The 15,651-nt window shown below is 64.8% G+C and carries 16 protein-coding genes and 2 pseudogenes; 7 read left to right on the forward strand and 11 right to left on the reverse strand.

Features of this window, described 5'->3' with window-relative positions; translation table 11 throughout:
- Nucleotides 1–916: 916 nt before the first annotated feature.
- On the reverse strand, nucleotides 917–1,279 hold the full coding sequence (locus ACZ6DL_RS20140) for a hypothetical protein (protein ID WP_466053067.1): 363 nt from the start codon (nucleotides 1,277–1,279) through the stop codon (nucleotides 917–919).
- Nucleotides 1,280–1,644: 365 nt separating this feature from the next.
- Nucleotides 1,645–2,529 carry a hypothetical protein gene (locus tag ACZ6DL_RS20145; protein WP_466053069.1) on the reverse strand — a complete coding sequence of 295 codons (885 nt, stop codon included), beginning with the start codon at nucleotides 2,527–2,529 and terminating at the stop codon, nucleotides 1,645–1,647.
- Between the two features lie 793 nt (nucleotides 2,530–3,322).
- Here ACZ6DL_RS20145 and ACZ6DL_RS20150 point away from each other — a divergent pair.
- On the forward strand, nucleotides 3,323–4,345 hold the full coding sequence (locus tag ACZ6DL_RS20150) for a DUF6492 family protein (protein ID WP_466053070.1): 1,023 nt from the start codon (nucleotides 3,323–3,325) through the stop codon (nucleotides 4,343–4,345).
- A gap of 106 nt (nucleotides 4,346–4,451) precedes the next feature.
- On the opposite strand, the gene ACZ6DL_RS20155 is transcribed toward ACZ6DL_RS20150, so the two are convergent.
- Nucleotides 4,452–4,946, reverse strand: a complete 495-nt coding sequence (locus ACZ6DL_RS20155) for a MarR family winged helix-turn-helix transcriptional regulator (protein WP_466053072.1) — start codon at nucleotides 4,944–4,946, stop codon at nucleotides 4,452–4,454.
- A 109-nt stretch (nucleotides 4,947–5,055) separates the two neighbouring features.
- Between ACZ6DL_RS20155 and ACZ6DL_RS20160 the strand changes: the two genes are divergently transcribed.
- Nucleotides 5,056–6,183 carry an NADH:flavin oxidoreductase gene (locus ACZ6DL_RS20160; protein WP_466053074.1) on the forward strand — a complete coding sequence of 376 codons (1,128 nt, stop codon included), beginning with the start codon at nucleotides 5,056–5,058 and terminating at the stop codon, nucleotides 6,181–6,183.
- 47 nt (nucleotides 6,184–6,230) lie between these two features.
- Here ACZ6DL_RS20160 and ACZ6DL_RS20165 read toward each other — a convergent pair whose 3' ends face one another.
- Nucleotides 6,231–6,602 carry a VOC family protein gene (locus ACZ6DL_RS20165; RefSeq protein WP_466053076.1) on the reverse strand — a complete coding sequence of 124 codons (372 nt, stop codon included), beginning with the start codon at nucleotides 6,600–6,602 and terminating at the stop codon, nucleotides 6,231–6,233.
- An 86-nt stretch (nucleotides 6,603–6,688) separates the two neighbouring features.
- Between ACZ6DL_RS20165 and ACZ6DL_RS20170 the strand changes: the two genes are divergently transcribed.
- Complete coding sequence (locus ACZ6DL_RS20170) at nucleotides 6,689–7,198, forward strand: MarR family winged helix-turn-helix transcriptional regulator (protein WP_466053077.1); 510 nt, start codon at nucleotides 6,689–6,691, stop codon at nucleotides 7,196–7,198.
- Between the two features lie 151 nt (nucleotides 7,199–7,349).
- Here the strand turns inward: ACZ6DL_RS20170 and ACZ6DL_RS20175 are convergent, their stop codons facing one another.
- Nucleotides 7,350–7,772, reverse strand: coding sequence for a DUF6924 domain-containing protein (locus ACZ6DL_RS20175; RefSeq protein ID WP_466053079.1), 423 nt, complete (start codon nucleotides 7,770–7,772; stop codon nucleotides 7,350–7,352).
- Nucleotides 7,773–8,075: 303 nt separating this feature from the next.
- Between ACZ6DL_RS20175 and ACZ6DL_RS20180 the strand changes: the two genes are divergently transcribed.
- The 3 genes from ACZ6DL_RS20180 to ACZ6DL_RS20190 all read left to right on the forward strand — a co-directional run bounded on the left by ACZ6DL_RS20180 (nucleotide 8,076) and on the right by ACZ6DL_RS20190 (nucleotide 11,411).
- A complete protein-coding gene (locus ACZ6DL_RS20180; RefSeq protein ID WP_466053080.1) occupies nucleotides 8,076–8,684 on the forward strand; it encodes a DUF4158 domain-containing protein in 609 nt (202 codons plus the stop codon).
- 245 nt (nucleotides 8,685–8,929) lie between these two features.
- A complete protein-coding gene (locus ACZ6DL_RS20185; RefSeq protein ID WP_466053082.1) occupies nucleotides 8,930–11,173 on the forward strand; it encodes an Imm49 family immunity protein in 2,244 nt (747 codons plus the stop codon).
- A gap of 55 nt (nucleotides 11,174–11,228) precedes the next feature.
- Nucleotides 11,229–11,411 carry a hypothetical protein gene (locus tag ACZ6DL_RS20190; protein WP_466053084.1) on the forward strand — a complete coding sequence of 61 codons (183 nt, stop codon included), beginning with the start codon at nucleotides 11,229–11,231 and terminating at the stop codon, nucleotides 11,409–11,411.
- Between the two features lie 45 nt (nucleotides 11,412–11,456).
- Here the strand turns inward: ACZ6DL_RS20190 and ACZ6DL_RS20195 are convergent, their stop codons facing one another.
- From ACZ6DL_RS20195 to ACZ6DL_RS20205, 3 genes and pseudogenes are all read right to left on the reverse strand, one after another.
- Nucleotides 11,457–11,744, reverse strand: coding sequence for a hypothetical protein (locus ACZ6DL_RS20195; protein ID WP_466053287.1), 288 nt, complete (start codon nucleotides 11,742–11,744; stop codon nucleotides 11,457–11,459).
- An 89-nt stretch (nucleotides 11,745–11,833) separates the two neighbouring features.
- A pseudogene (locus ACZ6DL_RS20200) lies at nucleotides 11,834–11,986 on the reverse strand (recombinase family protein); the annotation flags it as partial.
- A 187-nt stretch (nucleotides 11,987–12,173) separates the two neighbouring features.
- Nucleotides 12,174–12,329: pseudogene (locus ACZ6DL_RS20205) on the reverse strand (zinc finger domain-containing protein); the annotation flags it as partial.
- 407 nt (nucleotides 12,330–12,736) lie between these two features.
- Between ACZ6DL_RS20205 and ACZ6DL_RS20210 the strand changes: the two are divergent.
- Nucleotides 12,737–13,402 (forward strand): YdcF family protein, encoded by a 666-nt coding sequence (locus ACZ6DL_RS20210; RefSeq protein ID WP_466053085.1) that lies wholly within the window; start codon nucleotides 12,737–12,739, stop codon nucleotides 13,400–13,402.
- Between the two features lie 454 nt (nucleotides 13,403–13,856).
- Here the strand turns inward: ACZ6DL_RS20210 and ACZ6DL_RS20215 are convergent, their stop codons facing one another.
- The 3 genes from ACZ6DL_RS20215 to ACZ6DL_RS20225 form a co-directional block, all read right to left on the reverse strand.
- Entirely contained in the window at nucleotides 13,857–14,720 is an 864-nt protein-coding gene (locus tag ACZ6DL_RS20215; RefSeq protein ID WP_466053087.1) for a class I SAM-dependent methyltransferase, read from the reverse strand.
- 135 nt (nucleotides 14,721–14,855) lie between these two features.
- Nucleotides 14,856–15,128: a winged helix-turn-helix transcriptional regulator gene (locus ACZ6DL_RS20220; protein WP_466053088.1), complete on the reverse strand. Its 273-nt coding sequence runs from the start codon at nucleotides 15,126–15,128 to the stop codon at nucleotides 14,856–14,858.
- A gap of 65 nt (nucleotides 15,129–15,193) precedes the next feature.
- Nucleotides 15,194–15,580: a hypothetical protein gene (locus tag ACZ6DL_RS20225; protein ID WP_466053090.1), complete on the reverse strand. Its 387-nt coding sequence runs from the start codon at nucleotides 15,578–15,580 to the stop codon at nucleotides 15,194–15,196.
- Between the last annotated feature and the right edge of the window lie 71 nt (nucleotides 15,581–15,651).

The raw sequence follows: 15,651 nt of genomic DNA on the forward strand, positions 1-15,651 counted from the left end.
GGCGGGTGTGACCTCTGCATCTCGAGGTAGCGGCGAGAATTCGACACCCTGCGCTCGAGCGGATGCGCCGAACGCTGCCCCGGTGAGCAAGCGCACCTGATTCCCACGCCGTCGCAGCTCGGCCGCGACGGCCTGCATGGGTGCCACATGCCCGGGTATCGGACTCGCTGCCAAGAGGTATCGAGCCATGCCCAGATTCCTTCGCTGATCTCTCGAGCATCGCAAGTAGTTTCGAGCGTGGCCGCCGTATCAAGTCGTCGGCTCGATATCGCCGACCCGCGCCCATGCTTTTCCTGCCGGGCAGTTGTCGGGGTTGAACGCGAAAACAATCGGGTGCCCACCCTGCGCGCATCCGGATCAATTGTGTCAAATTTCCGCGGGGCGTCGGACCGAACGCGCAGAAGACACGCCGTTCCGGGTCGAGTGTGTCGATCGGGGCCGGTTGTCAGCGGTGGGATTGGGGGGTCGACAGGGCCTGGCTGTCCTACGACCAGGCCCGCGAACCGCTCGACGCCGCGACCGCGGTCGACGGGCCCGGGACCGGATGGAATCTGCACGAACTTCAGCACTCTTGGCTCACACCTCGGCAAGGCCGGCGCAAGCCTGCTGGAGTTGATGGCCGAGTCCCGGCACCGCAAGGCCGAGAACCCGCGCCGCCATTTCAAGCCGTCGCCGGCCGAATCAGCTCGCTCCGCTGCTCCTGTCGTTCCTGGAATCGGCGGCCGAGTCGCCGAAGCTTGCGCGAAACCGAGCCTTGGACCCGATCAGGTGGACGTGTCCACGCGTTTCGCGCTTCGGATCTTGTTCAAGGTGGGAAGGGGAGACCGGCTCGACCTGCTCTCTGGGCGCCCCCGGGCCCGACCGCGACGAACGCGTTCTCGGTGGCCCGATGTTCTGACGCAGAAACGTTCGACTGTCACCAGATAGATTCACACCAGCAGCCGTACTGTCGTCTGGACTCGTCGTAGCCTCTGAAACAACGCGACGGGGGCTCTATTTGGGCACACAGGTGAGCAACGCACTTGCCGTCGTGGAGATAGCAGAAGTTCGAGTCGAGAACAGTTTCGCTCGGCCCGTCGGGGAACACTTTGAAGAGAAGTTCTTTGCGCTCTTCTTCTGTTGCCGGCCGAACGTATCGTTGTCCGTCCTCGTCGACAATGAAAAAGCCGAATGGGAACCGGACGTCACCTAGCGAGATGCTGCGCAGCTCGCGAAACGCCGGATGATCCGGGTGGTCTTCCCCGACCTCGAAAACGGCGATGCCATTCCTTTCGCGCATGTTGTCCTCCATTTGAAATGGGCAGAACCCGGTGCCACGGTGTCAGGAGACACCCGGAGGCGACACCCAGGGACTTGCCCAACAATGCAGTGGCGGGGCTCCAGGGTCTCTACGCCCTCCGGGCGCTGTCACGATGACCGCAGGGCCACGCTCGTGACAGCGGCCGACACTACGGTCGCACCCGCCCGGGTACCCGTTACCACAGTTCACGCGTGTCACGCCCGCCTTGCGCAGGCAACGCTGCAGGCCTAGCCCCCGTCCCGGCCGAACGTGACCTCTACGACCAGGCCATGAGTGCTGCCGCCCTGTTCGCGAGCTCGTCGTGGACCTCGGTTGCACGCCCTGGTCGAGCTCTCGCCGACATCTCAGTCCTTCGGCGCGGGGTTGATCGTGTCGCCGTCCCAGCTCAGATCCGATTCCTCGGCGATCTCGAAGGCCTCGAAACGATCGTCGGCCACAACCGCGTCGATCAGAGCCCGTGAGCCGGCGACGATCGTGGAGTCGAAGTCGATCTCGCTGGCTACCACCCATGCGTGGTCGGCGGGCCAGAGCAGTTGGGGCGTCACTCCGGGGAAGTCGGTCGTCCATCCCAGGCCCGCGGCGTGTACCCAGCTGGGGTCGGCGAGTTCGGAGAGACTGGTGTCGAACAGCATGAAGTCGCGTCCCGGCCACTGGAGGAAAGGCCCTGCCTCGACCGCCCGTCTGACCTGCGGCGCGACAGAGGCAGCCAGCTCGGCGTCGATTCGAGTTCGCGCGCGCTCGAGGTTCTGCGGATCACCGTCGGTGGACGCGACGAACACCGCACCCGAGGATGTGTTCAGCTCGCCGAATCCATTCCATATTCCGGCCGTCACCTCTTCCGGTGCCTCGGTGGCCGCGCGAAGGTGGACAGTGAGCGCGGCCAGCAGGCTCGGGTCGAACCACCCCTCGACAGTCTGGCCGACTCTCCAGCCGTCATCGAACGACATCGCCGCTTCGTCCTCACCATCGGTGAGGTTGCGCCACTGCACCAGCGGATGCATCACTCTGCCGTTGCGCGCGGCGACCTCGGCCCACGGCCACATCGCCTCCTCCACGATCTCGGGACTGCCCCACTCGTCGGTGACCGTGACGTCGCGGTGGGTCGCCTCGACCGGGTGCAGGATTCGGGCATAAGCCTCGAAGCCGGTACCAGCGACGCCGCCGACCCCGTGTTCGCCGACGCGCGCCAGCAGCCACCCACCACGCTCCAAATCCGTTGTGAACTCCACCCAGCCAGCCTAATGAGCCACGCTTGTCCGGCAGCTCTGTCTCTGACGTCAGCTCCGGTCGCTGCGGTCGCCCTCCTGCGCCCCGCCCGCCCACGCGTTCTCGTACGAACCTGCTGCCACTGGCCGAGCCGCGATGTAGAGAAATATGAGGAACAAGGACCTCGGGAAGCTCGGCGATCATCGCGGCCTTCGAAACCGAGCCCGCGCCGCTACCGCTGATCCGGATCCGCCTGCCGCGCAGCAGAGCCGCGGGCAACGCCGCCTCGGTACCGGCGAGCGAGCCGATCGTCACTTTCGTTGTCGCCGAGCAGTTTCCGAGGTCCTCCATCCCGCACGAGTGGTTGGGGTGTCGGAGCAGTGGCATCGAGTGCCATCGGTGTGCGACGACGACGCGTGGGAAGTTCTGTGAAATGCCGGGTTGCCGGTTGGCTCCGATCGTGAACCTCGGTCATCCAACTCCCGTCATCACCGAGGATCCTACCTACACCGAGCCCGCGACCGAGCCCGCGAAGTGGGCCGAGTTCGCCGGGAATCATGCTGCTCGAGGCCTCACCTCAGCGACTACGTCCGCCGAGGTCACTCCGCCGACCGCGAAGTTCTTCCTGCCGGTCGTTTTCATGTCACTGTCTGGGTCGAATCCCGAATCAACCGTCGAATCGTGTCATCGAAGCGGTCCAGGCGCAGGAATAGCCATCCCTGACTGCCAGCGATGAAAACGCTGGAGTTCCGGCGCTTTCCGAGCGCGAATCCTGGCTATGGTTACCAGTGCCGCCCCAGCCTACGGAGTGTGAACGTGGCCACCGACACTGCGCGCCTACCGGAAATCGACGTCATGATCCCGGTAGCGACCAAGGACCTGCTCAGCCTCGACGCCTGTATCACCGGGTTGAGGGCACACTGTCGTAATCCGATCCGATCGGTGAACATCGTCGGGTCCGCGCGACTGCTCGCACAGGTGCGGACCGAGCACGTGGTGCAGTGGATCGATGAGGAAGCGGTCTCGCCGACACCGGCCGCCATCGAGGCGACCCTACGCAGATCGGGTGGCCATCACCGCAATTCGTCGTGGTATTTCCAGCAGCTGCTCAAACTGCACTGCTTCCGCATCCTGCCGAGCACAGGCCGACACCTCCTCGTGCTCGATGCGGACTACGCGATCGTCGACGATGTCGTGTTCGTCGAAAACGATGGCAAATCCTGTCTGGCATTCGGATACCCGCTGCAATGGCGCCTCGACACCCGTCGGCACGCGATCCCCGACCGCCACTCCGCGATCACCGCCTCGACTCGGCTACTTGCCGAGTGGCGGCCGGTCGACCCCTACAGCGGGATGCAGCATCACATGGTGTTCGACAGGCAGATACTCGCGGACCTGATGCGGCGAGTCGAGGATCAGCACGAGAGACCGTTCTGGGAGGCATTCCTGGCGACGATAGAGCACGAGAAGTGGACCGGTGCTTCGGAGTATGTGCTCTACCGCCACTTCGCAGCGAGATTCTTCGGGGGGCAGATCCGGTCGCGGCACCTCGACGCCATCGATATCATCCAGCCGGCCGAACAAGCCTTGTGGACACTGCCGGACGCTGTGGCCAGCATCCACCGAGCGGGAGTCAAGGCGATCGGATGCCACAGTTTCCTCAACTACCGCAATCGAATCGCCACCATGGACTACATCCCCGATCAGTTACGCAGAAAACTGCAAGCAACCTCAGGGCCGCTGATGCTCGACCTCGACCAAGGTGTGCTCTACATCGCCCCCGCAACTCGATCCCTGAGCGGCGCCGAGCGTCTGGGTCGAACCGCAGGTCTCAGGTGAAGTACTTATGGTCGCCTCGTGGCGGGAGTATCTTTCCGGCTGCCGACGCGCTCCGGTCCGGCTCATGAAGACCTCGCCCGGGGACAAACGGCGAACAGGCTGGAGATCACCGGGGCGGAGGGACTGCTGGGCAGCGGTGATCTGCGACCGGCGTAGGTGAGTCCGATCGGGTGACCGGCCGGGACACGAAAATCCGTTCCAGTAGTGCGTACAGACAGGCCCGGTCCTGGTCGCCGAGCCTGTTCAGGCCGTCTTGGGTGGCGCGCATTTTCGACCGGATCGTGTCGGTTACCTGCTCGCCCTCGGACGTGATGACGAGATTGGTGACGCGCCGGTCGGATTCGCTGGTCTCCCGTCGCACGAGGCCACGTTTCTCCAGCCGGTTGATGATCCCGGTCACGTTGGAGGCGTCGCAGGCCAAGGTCTCGGCCAAAGCGCGCATCGCGACGGGCCCCCGGCGCAGCACGGTCAGCGCCTTGCCCTGGCTCGCCGTCAGGTTCTCACTCGCCGCCGCGACGGTGAAGTCGCCGTAGTAGACGCCGAGCGACACCGAGAGCAGCTCCATCAGCTGGGCCGTATCGACGCGGGAAGCTTCTGCCATGACAGCCAGCCTATCCGCAGAAACTTGACTATCTCAAATATCTACCCCTAGCGTGTTGCCATTGCTTGAAGTTCTCAACCATCGCAGTCGTACCCCTAAGGAGTAGCCAGTGATCGTCACCGCGTCCGACGCCTCTCGCACAGCCGAGATCCTGTCCCGACCCGTCGCGCTGAACGGCCTGACCGTCCCCAACCGCATCGTGATGGCGCCGATGACGCGCATGTTCTCCCCCGACGGCGTTCCCGGTGACGACGTGCGGTCGTACTACGCCCGCCGCGCCGCCGCCGGCGTGGGCCTGATCATCACCGAGGGCACCTACGTCGGCCACGAGTCCGCCGGGCAGAGTGATCGGGTGCCACGGTTCCACGGCGAAGAGCAGTTGGCGGGGTGGGCGAAGGTCGCCGAGGACGTACACGCGGCAGGCGGCACGATCATGCCGCAGCTATGGCACATCGGCATGGTCCGCAACCAGGGCGACGCACCCTACCCCGATGCGCCCGCCGTGGGCCCCTCCGGTATTCGCCTCGACGGCACCGAGGGCGTCGGTAAGGCGATGACCCAGGGTGACCTGGACGACGTCATCGGCGCCTTTGCCGAGGCCGCCGCGGACGCCGAGCGCATCGGCTTCGACGGCGTCGAACTGCACGGTGCGCACGGCTATCTCCTCGACCAGTTCCTGTGGGCGCGAACCAACCGCCGCAACGATGTCTACGGCGGCGACACCGCGGCCCGCACACGGTTCGCCGCCGAGGTCGTGGCCGCGGTGCGTGCCGCCGTCTCGCCCGGCTTCCCTGTGCTCTTCCGTTACTCGCAGTGGAAGCAGGAGGCCTACCACGCGCGGCTCGCCAAGACCCCGCGGGAGCTGGAGGCGATCCTTGCTCCGCTCGCCGCAGCCGGCGTAGACGCCTTTCACGCCTCCACCCGTCGCTACTGGCTCCCGGAGTTCGACGGCTCCGAGCTGAACCTGGCAGGTTGGACCAAAAAGCTCACCGGCAAGCCCACCATCACCGTCGGCTCGGTCGGCCTCGACGGCGACTTCCTCCGCGCGTTCACCGGCGAGGGCGCCGAACTCGGCAACATCGACAACCTCCTCGATCGCCTGGAGCGCGAAGAATTCGACTTGGTCGCCGTCGGTCGCGCCCTGCTCCAGGACCCGGAGTGGGCCTCCAAGGTCCTGGCGGGGCGGATCGGCGAGCTGAAGCCGTATGACGCGGCGGCACTGAAGACACTGAGCTAGCCGAGTGAGTACCTACGGATGGTCCGCCGGCAGTGGATGGTGTGGGTTCATGGAACAGCGGTGAACAACTCGTAGCTGTGACCGTCGGGGTCGCGAACATAGACCCCGCGGCCACCTGCCAGGTGATTGACCTGCCGGTCCCACCCGCGTTCAGGGCCGGGGCCGTACTCGACTGCGGGCCAGGTCGCCAGCCGCCCCAGCACGGCGTCCAAGGTGTCGTCATCGACGAGGAAGGCGTAATGGCCGGGCTCGACCCGCCCACGGTCGACGAAGTCGAATGTCAGATCGTCGTTGACTCGCACCGGCACGAACGGGCCGCTCGGAGCCGATACCGACAGCCCCAGAAGCTCGGCGAAAAACGTTGCTGCGGAATGCTTGTCTGTCGCCGGGACGATCGTGTGATTGAGAACGATGGACATCGCCACCTCCTGCGTAGTGGGACCAGAAGATCCGTTGTATGCGATACGCACGCAAATATAGGTGCGTATCGCATACAATGTCGAGGGTGGGCACACGTCACACTCGAAACACCCCAGCCGGCCGCGCAGAAGACGGCTCCGGCCCTGCCGTCGATGGCGGTCCGGCACTGTTTCGGCTGGTCCGCTTCTGGTCACGCCGCTGGAGCAACCAGGCATTCACCCGCTCCAGCCCGGCACCGGACGATGACCGGTGGCGGGTGCAGCACATCCAGGTCGTGGAAGCTGTCGCCACCGCGCGACGGACCGGCGCGGAAACTACCGTCACCGATGTCGCCGAACACCTCGGCCTCGACCACTCCGGCGCCAGCCGCATGGTGCGCGACGCCGCCGCGGCCGGATACCTCGCGCGCGAGGGCTCAGCGTACGACCGCCGTCGAGTCGTCGTGCAACTCACCAACAGCGGGCACGAGTTGCTGGCCGCGTCCCACGACTGGCAACGCCGATGCTTCGACCAGCTCACCGCGACATGGAACGAACACGACCGCCGCCAATTCGCCGGCTACCTGCAACGCCTCGCCGACGAAACGATCCGGTGAGCGCCCGCCACACCCCTGCTACGAAATCCGTTGGGAGACAGTCCCTAGTGCGACACCGCGCATTCGCACCTGATGTTCTTTTCCGGCCAACCCCGCCAGAGCAGTCGTCCATCCATATCTTCGCGGTGGCCGGCCATGAAGCCTGCCGCGTTCACCGATCGAAGCCGCGGAAAACACCGTCGTCGCCGACGCCGTTCGCGAAGTCCTCGAAGTCCATATTGGCGAGCAAGAAGTTGACCTCGACCTCGGCCATCGCGATCGGCGCGATCCGGAACACCGGGTTGCCGTCCCCTTGGACCTCCGCGTCGCTGGTATCGACCGCCAGCAGTGGATGCTCGGGGGCGGTCATCGTGGTGGCGTCGGCGAGGAACACATAGGTCCGGCCATCGACCAGATCAGCCAGGTCGGCGAGTGTCAGCCCGTCGAAGGACACGTCGTCGACGGGCGTCAGCTCCGTCATCGTGTCTTCGTCGTAGGACGCGATGACCGCCGCGAGGGTTTGGGCCCACGCCACGTCGTCGGTGAAGTCCGTACGCACCAGAAGCGATTCGCCCTCGGGCAGAGATCGTGTCATACGCCCGATTGTGCACTACGGCAGCCGAACACCAACGCTGTCAGCCGCCGCGGGTGAATATCCGCCAGGTCTGCACCGTTCCAGAGCTGCCGGTGACGATGAGGTTCTGCGCATCCCCGGAGAAGGTGAGCGAACGGATTTCGCCGGGTGCTGCCAGTCTCGCCGTCGGAGCCTCACCCAGACCTCTCGGTCCGCGACGTGGCCCTCGACGCGTGATCTTGTAGAAAACAGCGGTAGCGGAACCTGTTCGGGTCGGATCGCATACGCATGTGATCACGGATGGTTTGCGTATGTCGATGATTCGTGTCGTTGAATGAGGATAGCTTCCTGACTGCTCGGCAGGTCGCGCTGTACGGCAGGTTCGGTGGTCCTCCGTCGGAGGAGGAGCTGGAGCGGTTCTTCGTCCTTGACGACGCGGACCGGAAGCTGATCGCGAAGAGGCGAGATGCCAGCTCGCGCTTGGGTTTTGCGTTGCAGTTGACGACAGTGCGTTTTCTTGGCACGTTCCTGGCGGATCCGATCTATGTTCCGTTGGTCGTGGTGGAGTATCTGGCCGAGCAGCTCGGGATCGCGGATGTGTCGTGCGTGAAGACGTACGTGCGGCGGGATCAGGCCCGGTTGGAGCATCGGTGGGAGATCGCCCGGGTCGATGGTTGGGGTGACTACGCCGATTTCCGGGAGCTGCTGAGGCTGTATGTGGATCGGCGGGCTTGGACGACGGGCGATGGCCGCAACACCATTTTCGATGGTGCTCTGGCGTGGCTTCGTCACCGCGGGGTGCTGCTGCAGGCCCCCAGCAGCCGACAGGTGTTTGCCGAGCGACCCCGACCGCAGCCTGAAGATCATGGCTGCAGGCCACGAACTCCGGCTCCGATTCAACAAGTTGGTACCTCTCTACTCATCGAGGCTTGACACGGAGAGGAGCCGTTAGATCCACAGTCCCCCGCGATGGGCCTCGGCGAGGTCGTCGTTCCGGACTGGTGAGGTCGCATGTCCAACTGTCGACTTCTTGGGCCCCGCCCCGCCAGTCGGTTTCCAGAGGTGGAAAGGTGGATGCGTGAGGTCGTGCTGGGATGCTAGCGCGGAATGTTCGCCCCGACGGGGTGGGGATTCGTTTCTGGGGTGGGTCAGTGGATGTGGCGTGAAGGCAGGTGTGGATGTCGATACCCTCGGAGCAGACTGCGCAACGGCAGTTCGCGTTGCAGGTCTATCAGGAGATGATGAAGGTCGGCGCCAGTGCAGTGGCGTATGACTCGGATGAGTTCGTCATCCGATACAACGACGGCATGGTGCTCAATCTGAGCAACATCTTCCAGCAGGTGCGGGATTTCACTGCCGAGGAACGACAGGTTGAGGTGGAGCGGTTCGTCACCGCGATGCTCGCTCCAGCTCTGGCCCTGTCGAGCTGGGACCAGGTCCGTCCGCTGTTGCGACCTGTTCTGCGGCCCTGCACGCACATGCTCGAAGATTCCGATTCCCGGTTGCAGAGGCCGGCGTTTCCGTTCATCGACGAGATGGTGGCAATCGACGAGCCGGGCCGGATCACACTCCCGGCACAACAGCAACTGGTCGAATGGGGCGTGGGCGAGGAGGAGGTGTTCGAGGCCGCGCGGCAGAATCTCGCTGAAACGGTCATCACCACCGAGTTCGACGAGGGTGCCATAGTCCGTATCGTCGTCGACGACCCGAGCTATCTCCCGTCGTGGCTGCTGGTTCCGGGCTGGCTGGCGGCGTGTACCCGCAGGTACCGGCATCGGCCGGTGGCGTTCATTCCGGATTACACGTCGTTGATCGTCGCTCCAGGTGATCCGGAACTGCTCGAGCATCTGTATCAGACCGTGGAGCAGGAAGTCCGTGACGCGGCCCGTCCCCTGTCACCGCAGGCCTACACAGTCGACGACAACGGGATGGTGGTCCCACTGGATCGGGCGATCACCGGACCGTTGCCGCCCGCCGTCGACCGAGCCCGGACCCTGCTGGCCTACAACCGATACGAAGCGCAGCGCGACTGGCTGCAGCAGAAATACAACTCCGACGTGGTGGACGGGGACTTCGACGATGACGAGTCTGCGTCTCTCTTTGTCGCCGACATCATGATGCGGCAACAGAAGGAGGATAGTTCGCCACAGATGGTGACGGTGTGGGGCGAAGGGGTACACACGTCGCTGCCCGAGGCGGATTACCTCGCATTCGCATGCGAGGAAATGCAACAAACACTCATGGTTCCGTTCCAGGCTGCGGTGGAGATCACCGGCATCACGCCGATCCCGGGGTTTCGCCCGACTCGATACCGTGCAGTCGACTGGCCCGACCACGTTACATGGTCCCGCCTTTCCGAGGCGGCTGTGACGACCGAATCGATGGATCGGGACCCGCGGAGCGTTGCGACATTGAGGGACCACATGACCTCGACAACCGACTACGACGGTTTCGTCGATACCAGCGATATTGTCACCGATATTGTGTACCGCCAAGTGGTCGATTCTGAGCTGACCGCCCGAACCATTCTGGCTGAGCGCCTGACCGACAGCCCGCTCACCGCCTTGCAGGACATCGCCCCCCATTTCCTAGGTCTCGCAGGGTATTTCAGCCGCGGCGATTTCGGTGAAGGCTCGGGAATTGTCCGTTCCCACGCCGACTCGGCCGCCAACGCGTTGGTGGCCCGGTTACAGTCGGCGCGCCAGCCAGTAGGTGCTGGCTACGTCTCGATGATCATCGATGACGACGTATACCAGATCCCGGCTACGGGCGGCACGTCACCACTGTTGCCGGCCTCGGATTTTCTGTCCGCCCTGTGGATCAGCGTTGTCACACGCAACCCACGGCTGCTGATGTTTCTGCTGGGCAGTGCAGACCGCCCCGGCTACCCGCTCGCTGAGACGAATGACTACGCGAGCCTGTGGGGGCTGGCGTGGCAACAAATCCACTGCGGCGCCCCGGCAGTCCACGACACCTTGCACGCAGCCCAGAGTGCCGCCAAGGCGGCGGGCGACGAGTACGCTACCCTCTGCGCGGCTCCAGCGATCCAGGCGCTACAGGCTGCCGTCAGTGGTACGGCAACTGAGTTCAACACCGCGTTTCTCGACGCCCTGTGGCAGTACAGAAGCTTCTCGGGAACGAACGAAAGAAGCCCGATATCAGCCGGTTTCGTCGCCTGGCATCTGCTCGCACTGGCCTGCTTCGCTACCGATCGCGGTCTACCGCTCACCGTTGCCTCGGACTACCTCCCGCCAGCCCTTCTCGATCGTGCGTGGACACTCCCCCTCGCCGACGACATCATCCGCTACCCCAACTCGACGCACGACGATGACGGCAACCCGCTCCCTGCGCTCCGTCTCGGCGTCGACGGCTTCTGGGAGTTTGCTGGCTGGCCCAGCGACATGAATGGGGGGTCCCGGTAGCACTGGCGAAGTTACGGCATCGAGCTGGTACCTCGGCGAGGTATTGCGACCGGCGATGCGCGCGCAATGGTGCTACTGCCCCGGTGATCCCGACGTAGACAACATGTTCGTCGGTCGTCCGTTCCTGGACCAGTTGATCCCGAATGGCGAGATGGCGGTGCTGTTTCTGCTGCACCAGATCGCGCTCGACAACCGCGAGCCCGGTCTGCTCCGTCAGATCTTCGAACGGCTTACCTGAGTTGCGAATGCTCGACATGCAGGGCAACCCCAGGCTCGGACACGGTCAGCGCGCAGCGTCGGCCAGGGCACGGTAGAGCGATGCGACCGAGGGATGCTCGCCAGCGTTCTTGCCGGTCTTGATCCGCAGACGCCCGGTGATCGCGTTCATCGGCACGCCTTTGTCCTTGAGCGCGCGGGCCAGGATCAGCACGTCGTCGTCGATGACCTTCGGCCGCCCGACGTGGTTGCCCTTCGCGGCGGCGGCCTGCTGTCCCTCGAGGGTCTTCTCCCGGATGTAGTTGCGGTCGAGTTGGGCGGCCACTGCCAGGACCGCGAACAGCATCGCGCCCATGCCGTTGGGTCGTAGATCCCGGCCATCGGCCCGGTCAGCAACTCCAATTGGATGCCGCCGGTGTCCAGTGTCGCCGCCAGCTCCATCAACTCGGCGGCGTTGCGGGCCGGGCGCTTGAGTTCGTGCACGGACAGGATCACCGCCTGATCCGGCGCGGCCGCCTTGATGTCGCGCGCCAACGTCAGCGCCTTGTCGAACTCGGGCCGGTGCTTGATCCGGCTGGAGATCTTCTCGGAGAACACGCTGCGACAGTTCGCCCCCGAGCGCGTCGAGCTGGATCTGAAGATCCTGCTGCGCGGTCGAGCAGCGGGCGTACCCGATGCGGATCGGCGCGGCCGTCGCGATCGGTGCCGCGGGCTCCACCGCCGGACCCGGTTTCCACACCGAGCCCGGCCGCCGATCGGGCGGGGAGGGCACCGCCAGATCCTCGCGCACCGCGGGCACCAGAATGAACCGTGGAGCGTGGTACTCGGCGGCGGCGACCTTGCCGGCGCGTGTTCGGCACGCGCTGCCTGCCGGGGCGTCGCACCTCGGGCACCGATGGCGCTCGACCGCCGTCGCGGCCTGCTCGGGAGTCAATTGCACTCCAGAACTCTCGCAAAAATGTAGTCGCAGAACACGCGGGATATGAGAGATGTTTTGCGAATCTCGACCTGGGGGAACTCCCGTCGATCCGATCGATTCTCAGAACTCGCACATCCGGTCATTTATGCGAGACACCCGGCGACATCCCCGCCTCGTGGCGCCGAGGGAACCCCGGAAACACAGACCGGGACTCCCTCCATGCCGACCGTTGTCCCGGAAGGGGGACCGGACACCAGGTTCGCTACCGCTGTTTTTTACAAGATCACGCGTCGAGGGCCGACGTCCCGGCCGCGACGTCGGCTACTTCGCGCATGAATGCGCCCGGCCACATTGATCCTCACCTACAGTCGTCAGGTCGCGGTCACACGCCAGACCTTACGGTCCATCCACCCTGAGGACACGCACCCATGCCTGCAACGACCTTGCCCGAGGAGTTGCGCGCCGACGTGGAAACGTTGTGGCGCTACAACCAGATGGACCACCCGGTACGCCCCGTCGACGTCGGAATCGGTCTCGGCGGACACGACCCGGGCGTAGCCACCTACGCCGCGCACCTCTACCACCGAGGCATGTTTCCTCTCATCGTGTTCACCGGCGCGAACGCACCGACCACTGTCGAACGTTTTCCCCGCGGTGAAGCTGTGCACTTCCGCGAGCACGCCCTTCGCCTCGGTGTCCCCGACTCGGCGATTCTGGTCGAACCCGCGGCGAGGCACACACCCGACAACATCGGATTGACCCGAGCGCTCCTAGCCGACCGCGGGATAGCGATCACCTCCGCGATGCTGATTTCCCGCCCCTATCAACAGCGGCGAAGCTACGCAATCTGCCGTAAGCAGTGGCCCGAGCTCGACGTGATCTGTGGATCACAGCCCATGCCCCTGCCGGAGTACATCGACAGCATCGGCGACGTCGACCGGGTGATCACCGGGCTGGTGGGAGACACCCAGCGCATCTGGGTCTACCCGCAGCAGGGACGTGCCATCGAGCAGGACGTACCTACCGATGTGATGGCGGCTTACACCAGGCTCGTCGACGCCGGCTTCACCGGCCGGCTGCTGCCGGCTCAGTAGCCGGACACCCCGCCTCGCCGGATCCTCCTGGTCGATACCCGCTGCGTTCAGGAGACCCGGGCGATCCGCAGCGCACTATCGGCAAGCCGAGCATGGGCTTGACCGGCGTCGATGAGTTGTGTGGCTCCGGTCAGATGACTGCGCTGCGCGAGGGTTTCGTCGCGCACCTTCTGCGGTGAACGGCTGCGCGAGCCACTCGAGTGGCTTGACGCATTCGACCTGCCTTCCGGATTACGTACCGTAGCTCGACGCGGCACCGGCATTCTGATTGTCGTGGGCAGTCGCGCGAAATCCATTGTCGCCATTCGTTATCTGTTACCGGCGAGGGACGTTGTGCGGACAGGGCGGGGGCTCTGACCGCGGACCGTGACTCGACGCAATGCAGTTCAGACGCTGATGCCGGAGATGCTGGCCGTCGCGACGAATGTGGTGCTGGTCGACGTGGCGGGCATCCTCAGCGGCCCGCGCGCAGTATGCGGATCGCGCGTAGTGCGCGGGGCGGTTCGCCTCCGAATCCTTCGGATCCGTCGAGGTAGCGGGTGACGAGGTCGTGGGCGGAGTGGTCTTCGAGGTCGGTGAAGCCGAGGGCGCGCAGCTGTGCGGCGATGTCGTCGGGCGTGAAGTAGCTCAACACGGGTTCGCCGACGCCGGCCAGCCGATCGGCACGGGCTTGCTGGTGCGCACGGCCCTCGTCACTGTCCGCGGGCTGCAGGTAGTCGAAGACCACCTCGACCGGCCGGGCCTGACCGGCGATGTATTCGAGTGTGGCGTGGGCGGCGTTCGGAGTCAGATAGAAGACGACGCCGAGCCACACGAATACGGCCGGGTCCGTCCGTTTGAATCCGGTGGATTCCAATCCTTCTGCCAGCGTGTGGGTTTCGAAATCGACCGGCACGAAGGTCAACGTCTCAGGGCGGTCGATTCCGGCGGTAGTAAGGCGTTCGTGTTTCCACGCTTGGGTGGCGGGGTGGTCGACCTCGAAGACGCGCACGTCCGGGAGCGGATTGCGATAGGCGAAGGTGTCCAGGCCTGCGCCGAGGATCACGACCTGCCGCACTCCAGCGGCGATGGCCGTGGCCACGGCGTCCTCGGCGAGGCGCGCGCGTGCGGCGAAAAACAGTCGGCGGTGCCGATCGCTGACCGCGCCACCGAGGTGATCGGTTGTGGGCGTGCCCAGTTCGGCCAGTTCCTCTGCGGTGACGCCGAGCAGACGGGCCGCCAGGGGGTCGGTGAAGATCTGTGGGCGGTCAGCGATCTGGTGGTAGGCGCGGGCGTACGCGGTGATGAGCGCTGTCCGGCTGGGTCCGTCGTTGTCCATATTCCAGAACCTACTTGCGAATGTGGCGCTTGCTCTATGAACTCACTCACGCTCACACCGCAAAGGAGCACGCAAGCACGATCCGTTTGGTCCCCGCGTACGCCGTGGTCGAAGTTTCCAGGCGGTACGGCAGTATCAATGGAGTTGCTCCGCCCAGGTTTCCGCCCACTCTGTGACGGGTTCGAGATGGCGGACGAGCCCGCGGCCGAGCGGTGTCAGCGCGTAACCGGTGATGTGTTCGACGATGCGCGCTTCGACGAGCTCGCGCAGCCGCCGGGTAAGCACACTGGACGAGATGTCGCCGCATGCCGTGCGCAGCTCCCGGAAGGTCGGAGGATGATCGGCTCGGTCGAGTTCCCACATGATCCGCAACATCCACCGCCGCCCGATCAGGTCGAACAGGGCCATGATCGGACGCCCGGACGTCGACCCTCGAACCGGACGCCCCGGGCGCGGAGCCGTGGGTTCCACCACTATGCCGATTGCCCGGTCAACGGCGAAACCTTCAGCTGCTGCGCCATTTTCGCGATTGCCGTGCGCAGCACGCGATAGGGCCGCAACAACAGCGTCACGTGTTCGAGCCCACCTGCGGTGGCGAACTCTTCGCGCAAAATGCCCTGCAGCTCGTGGCCGTCCACCCGAGCGGTGAACGCGAACAAGCGATCCCGCTCGCCACCCCACCTACCGGTCTGTTCCACTCCTTCCAGAACTGTCGCGATCAACCCCAGCATGTGCGCCACGTCCGCGCGTCCGCGGTAGTCGGCGACTGGACTGGAGAACGTCGAGTCCGTGCACAACAGACTCGTGACCCGCTTCATGTCGCCACTGCGCCAGCTGGGAAGAACCAAACTTTCATGCATGCCTCTATTTTAGAGGCACTCTCGCTCAGGGGCCACCTCATTCGCTCGGGACTCGGCGTTTGCAGGGCTAG

The sequence above is a fragment of the Nocardia sp. NPDC041819 genome (genome assembly GCF_055590505.1).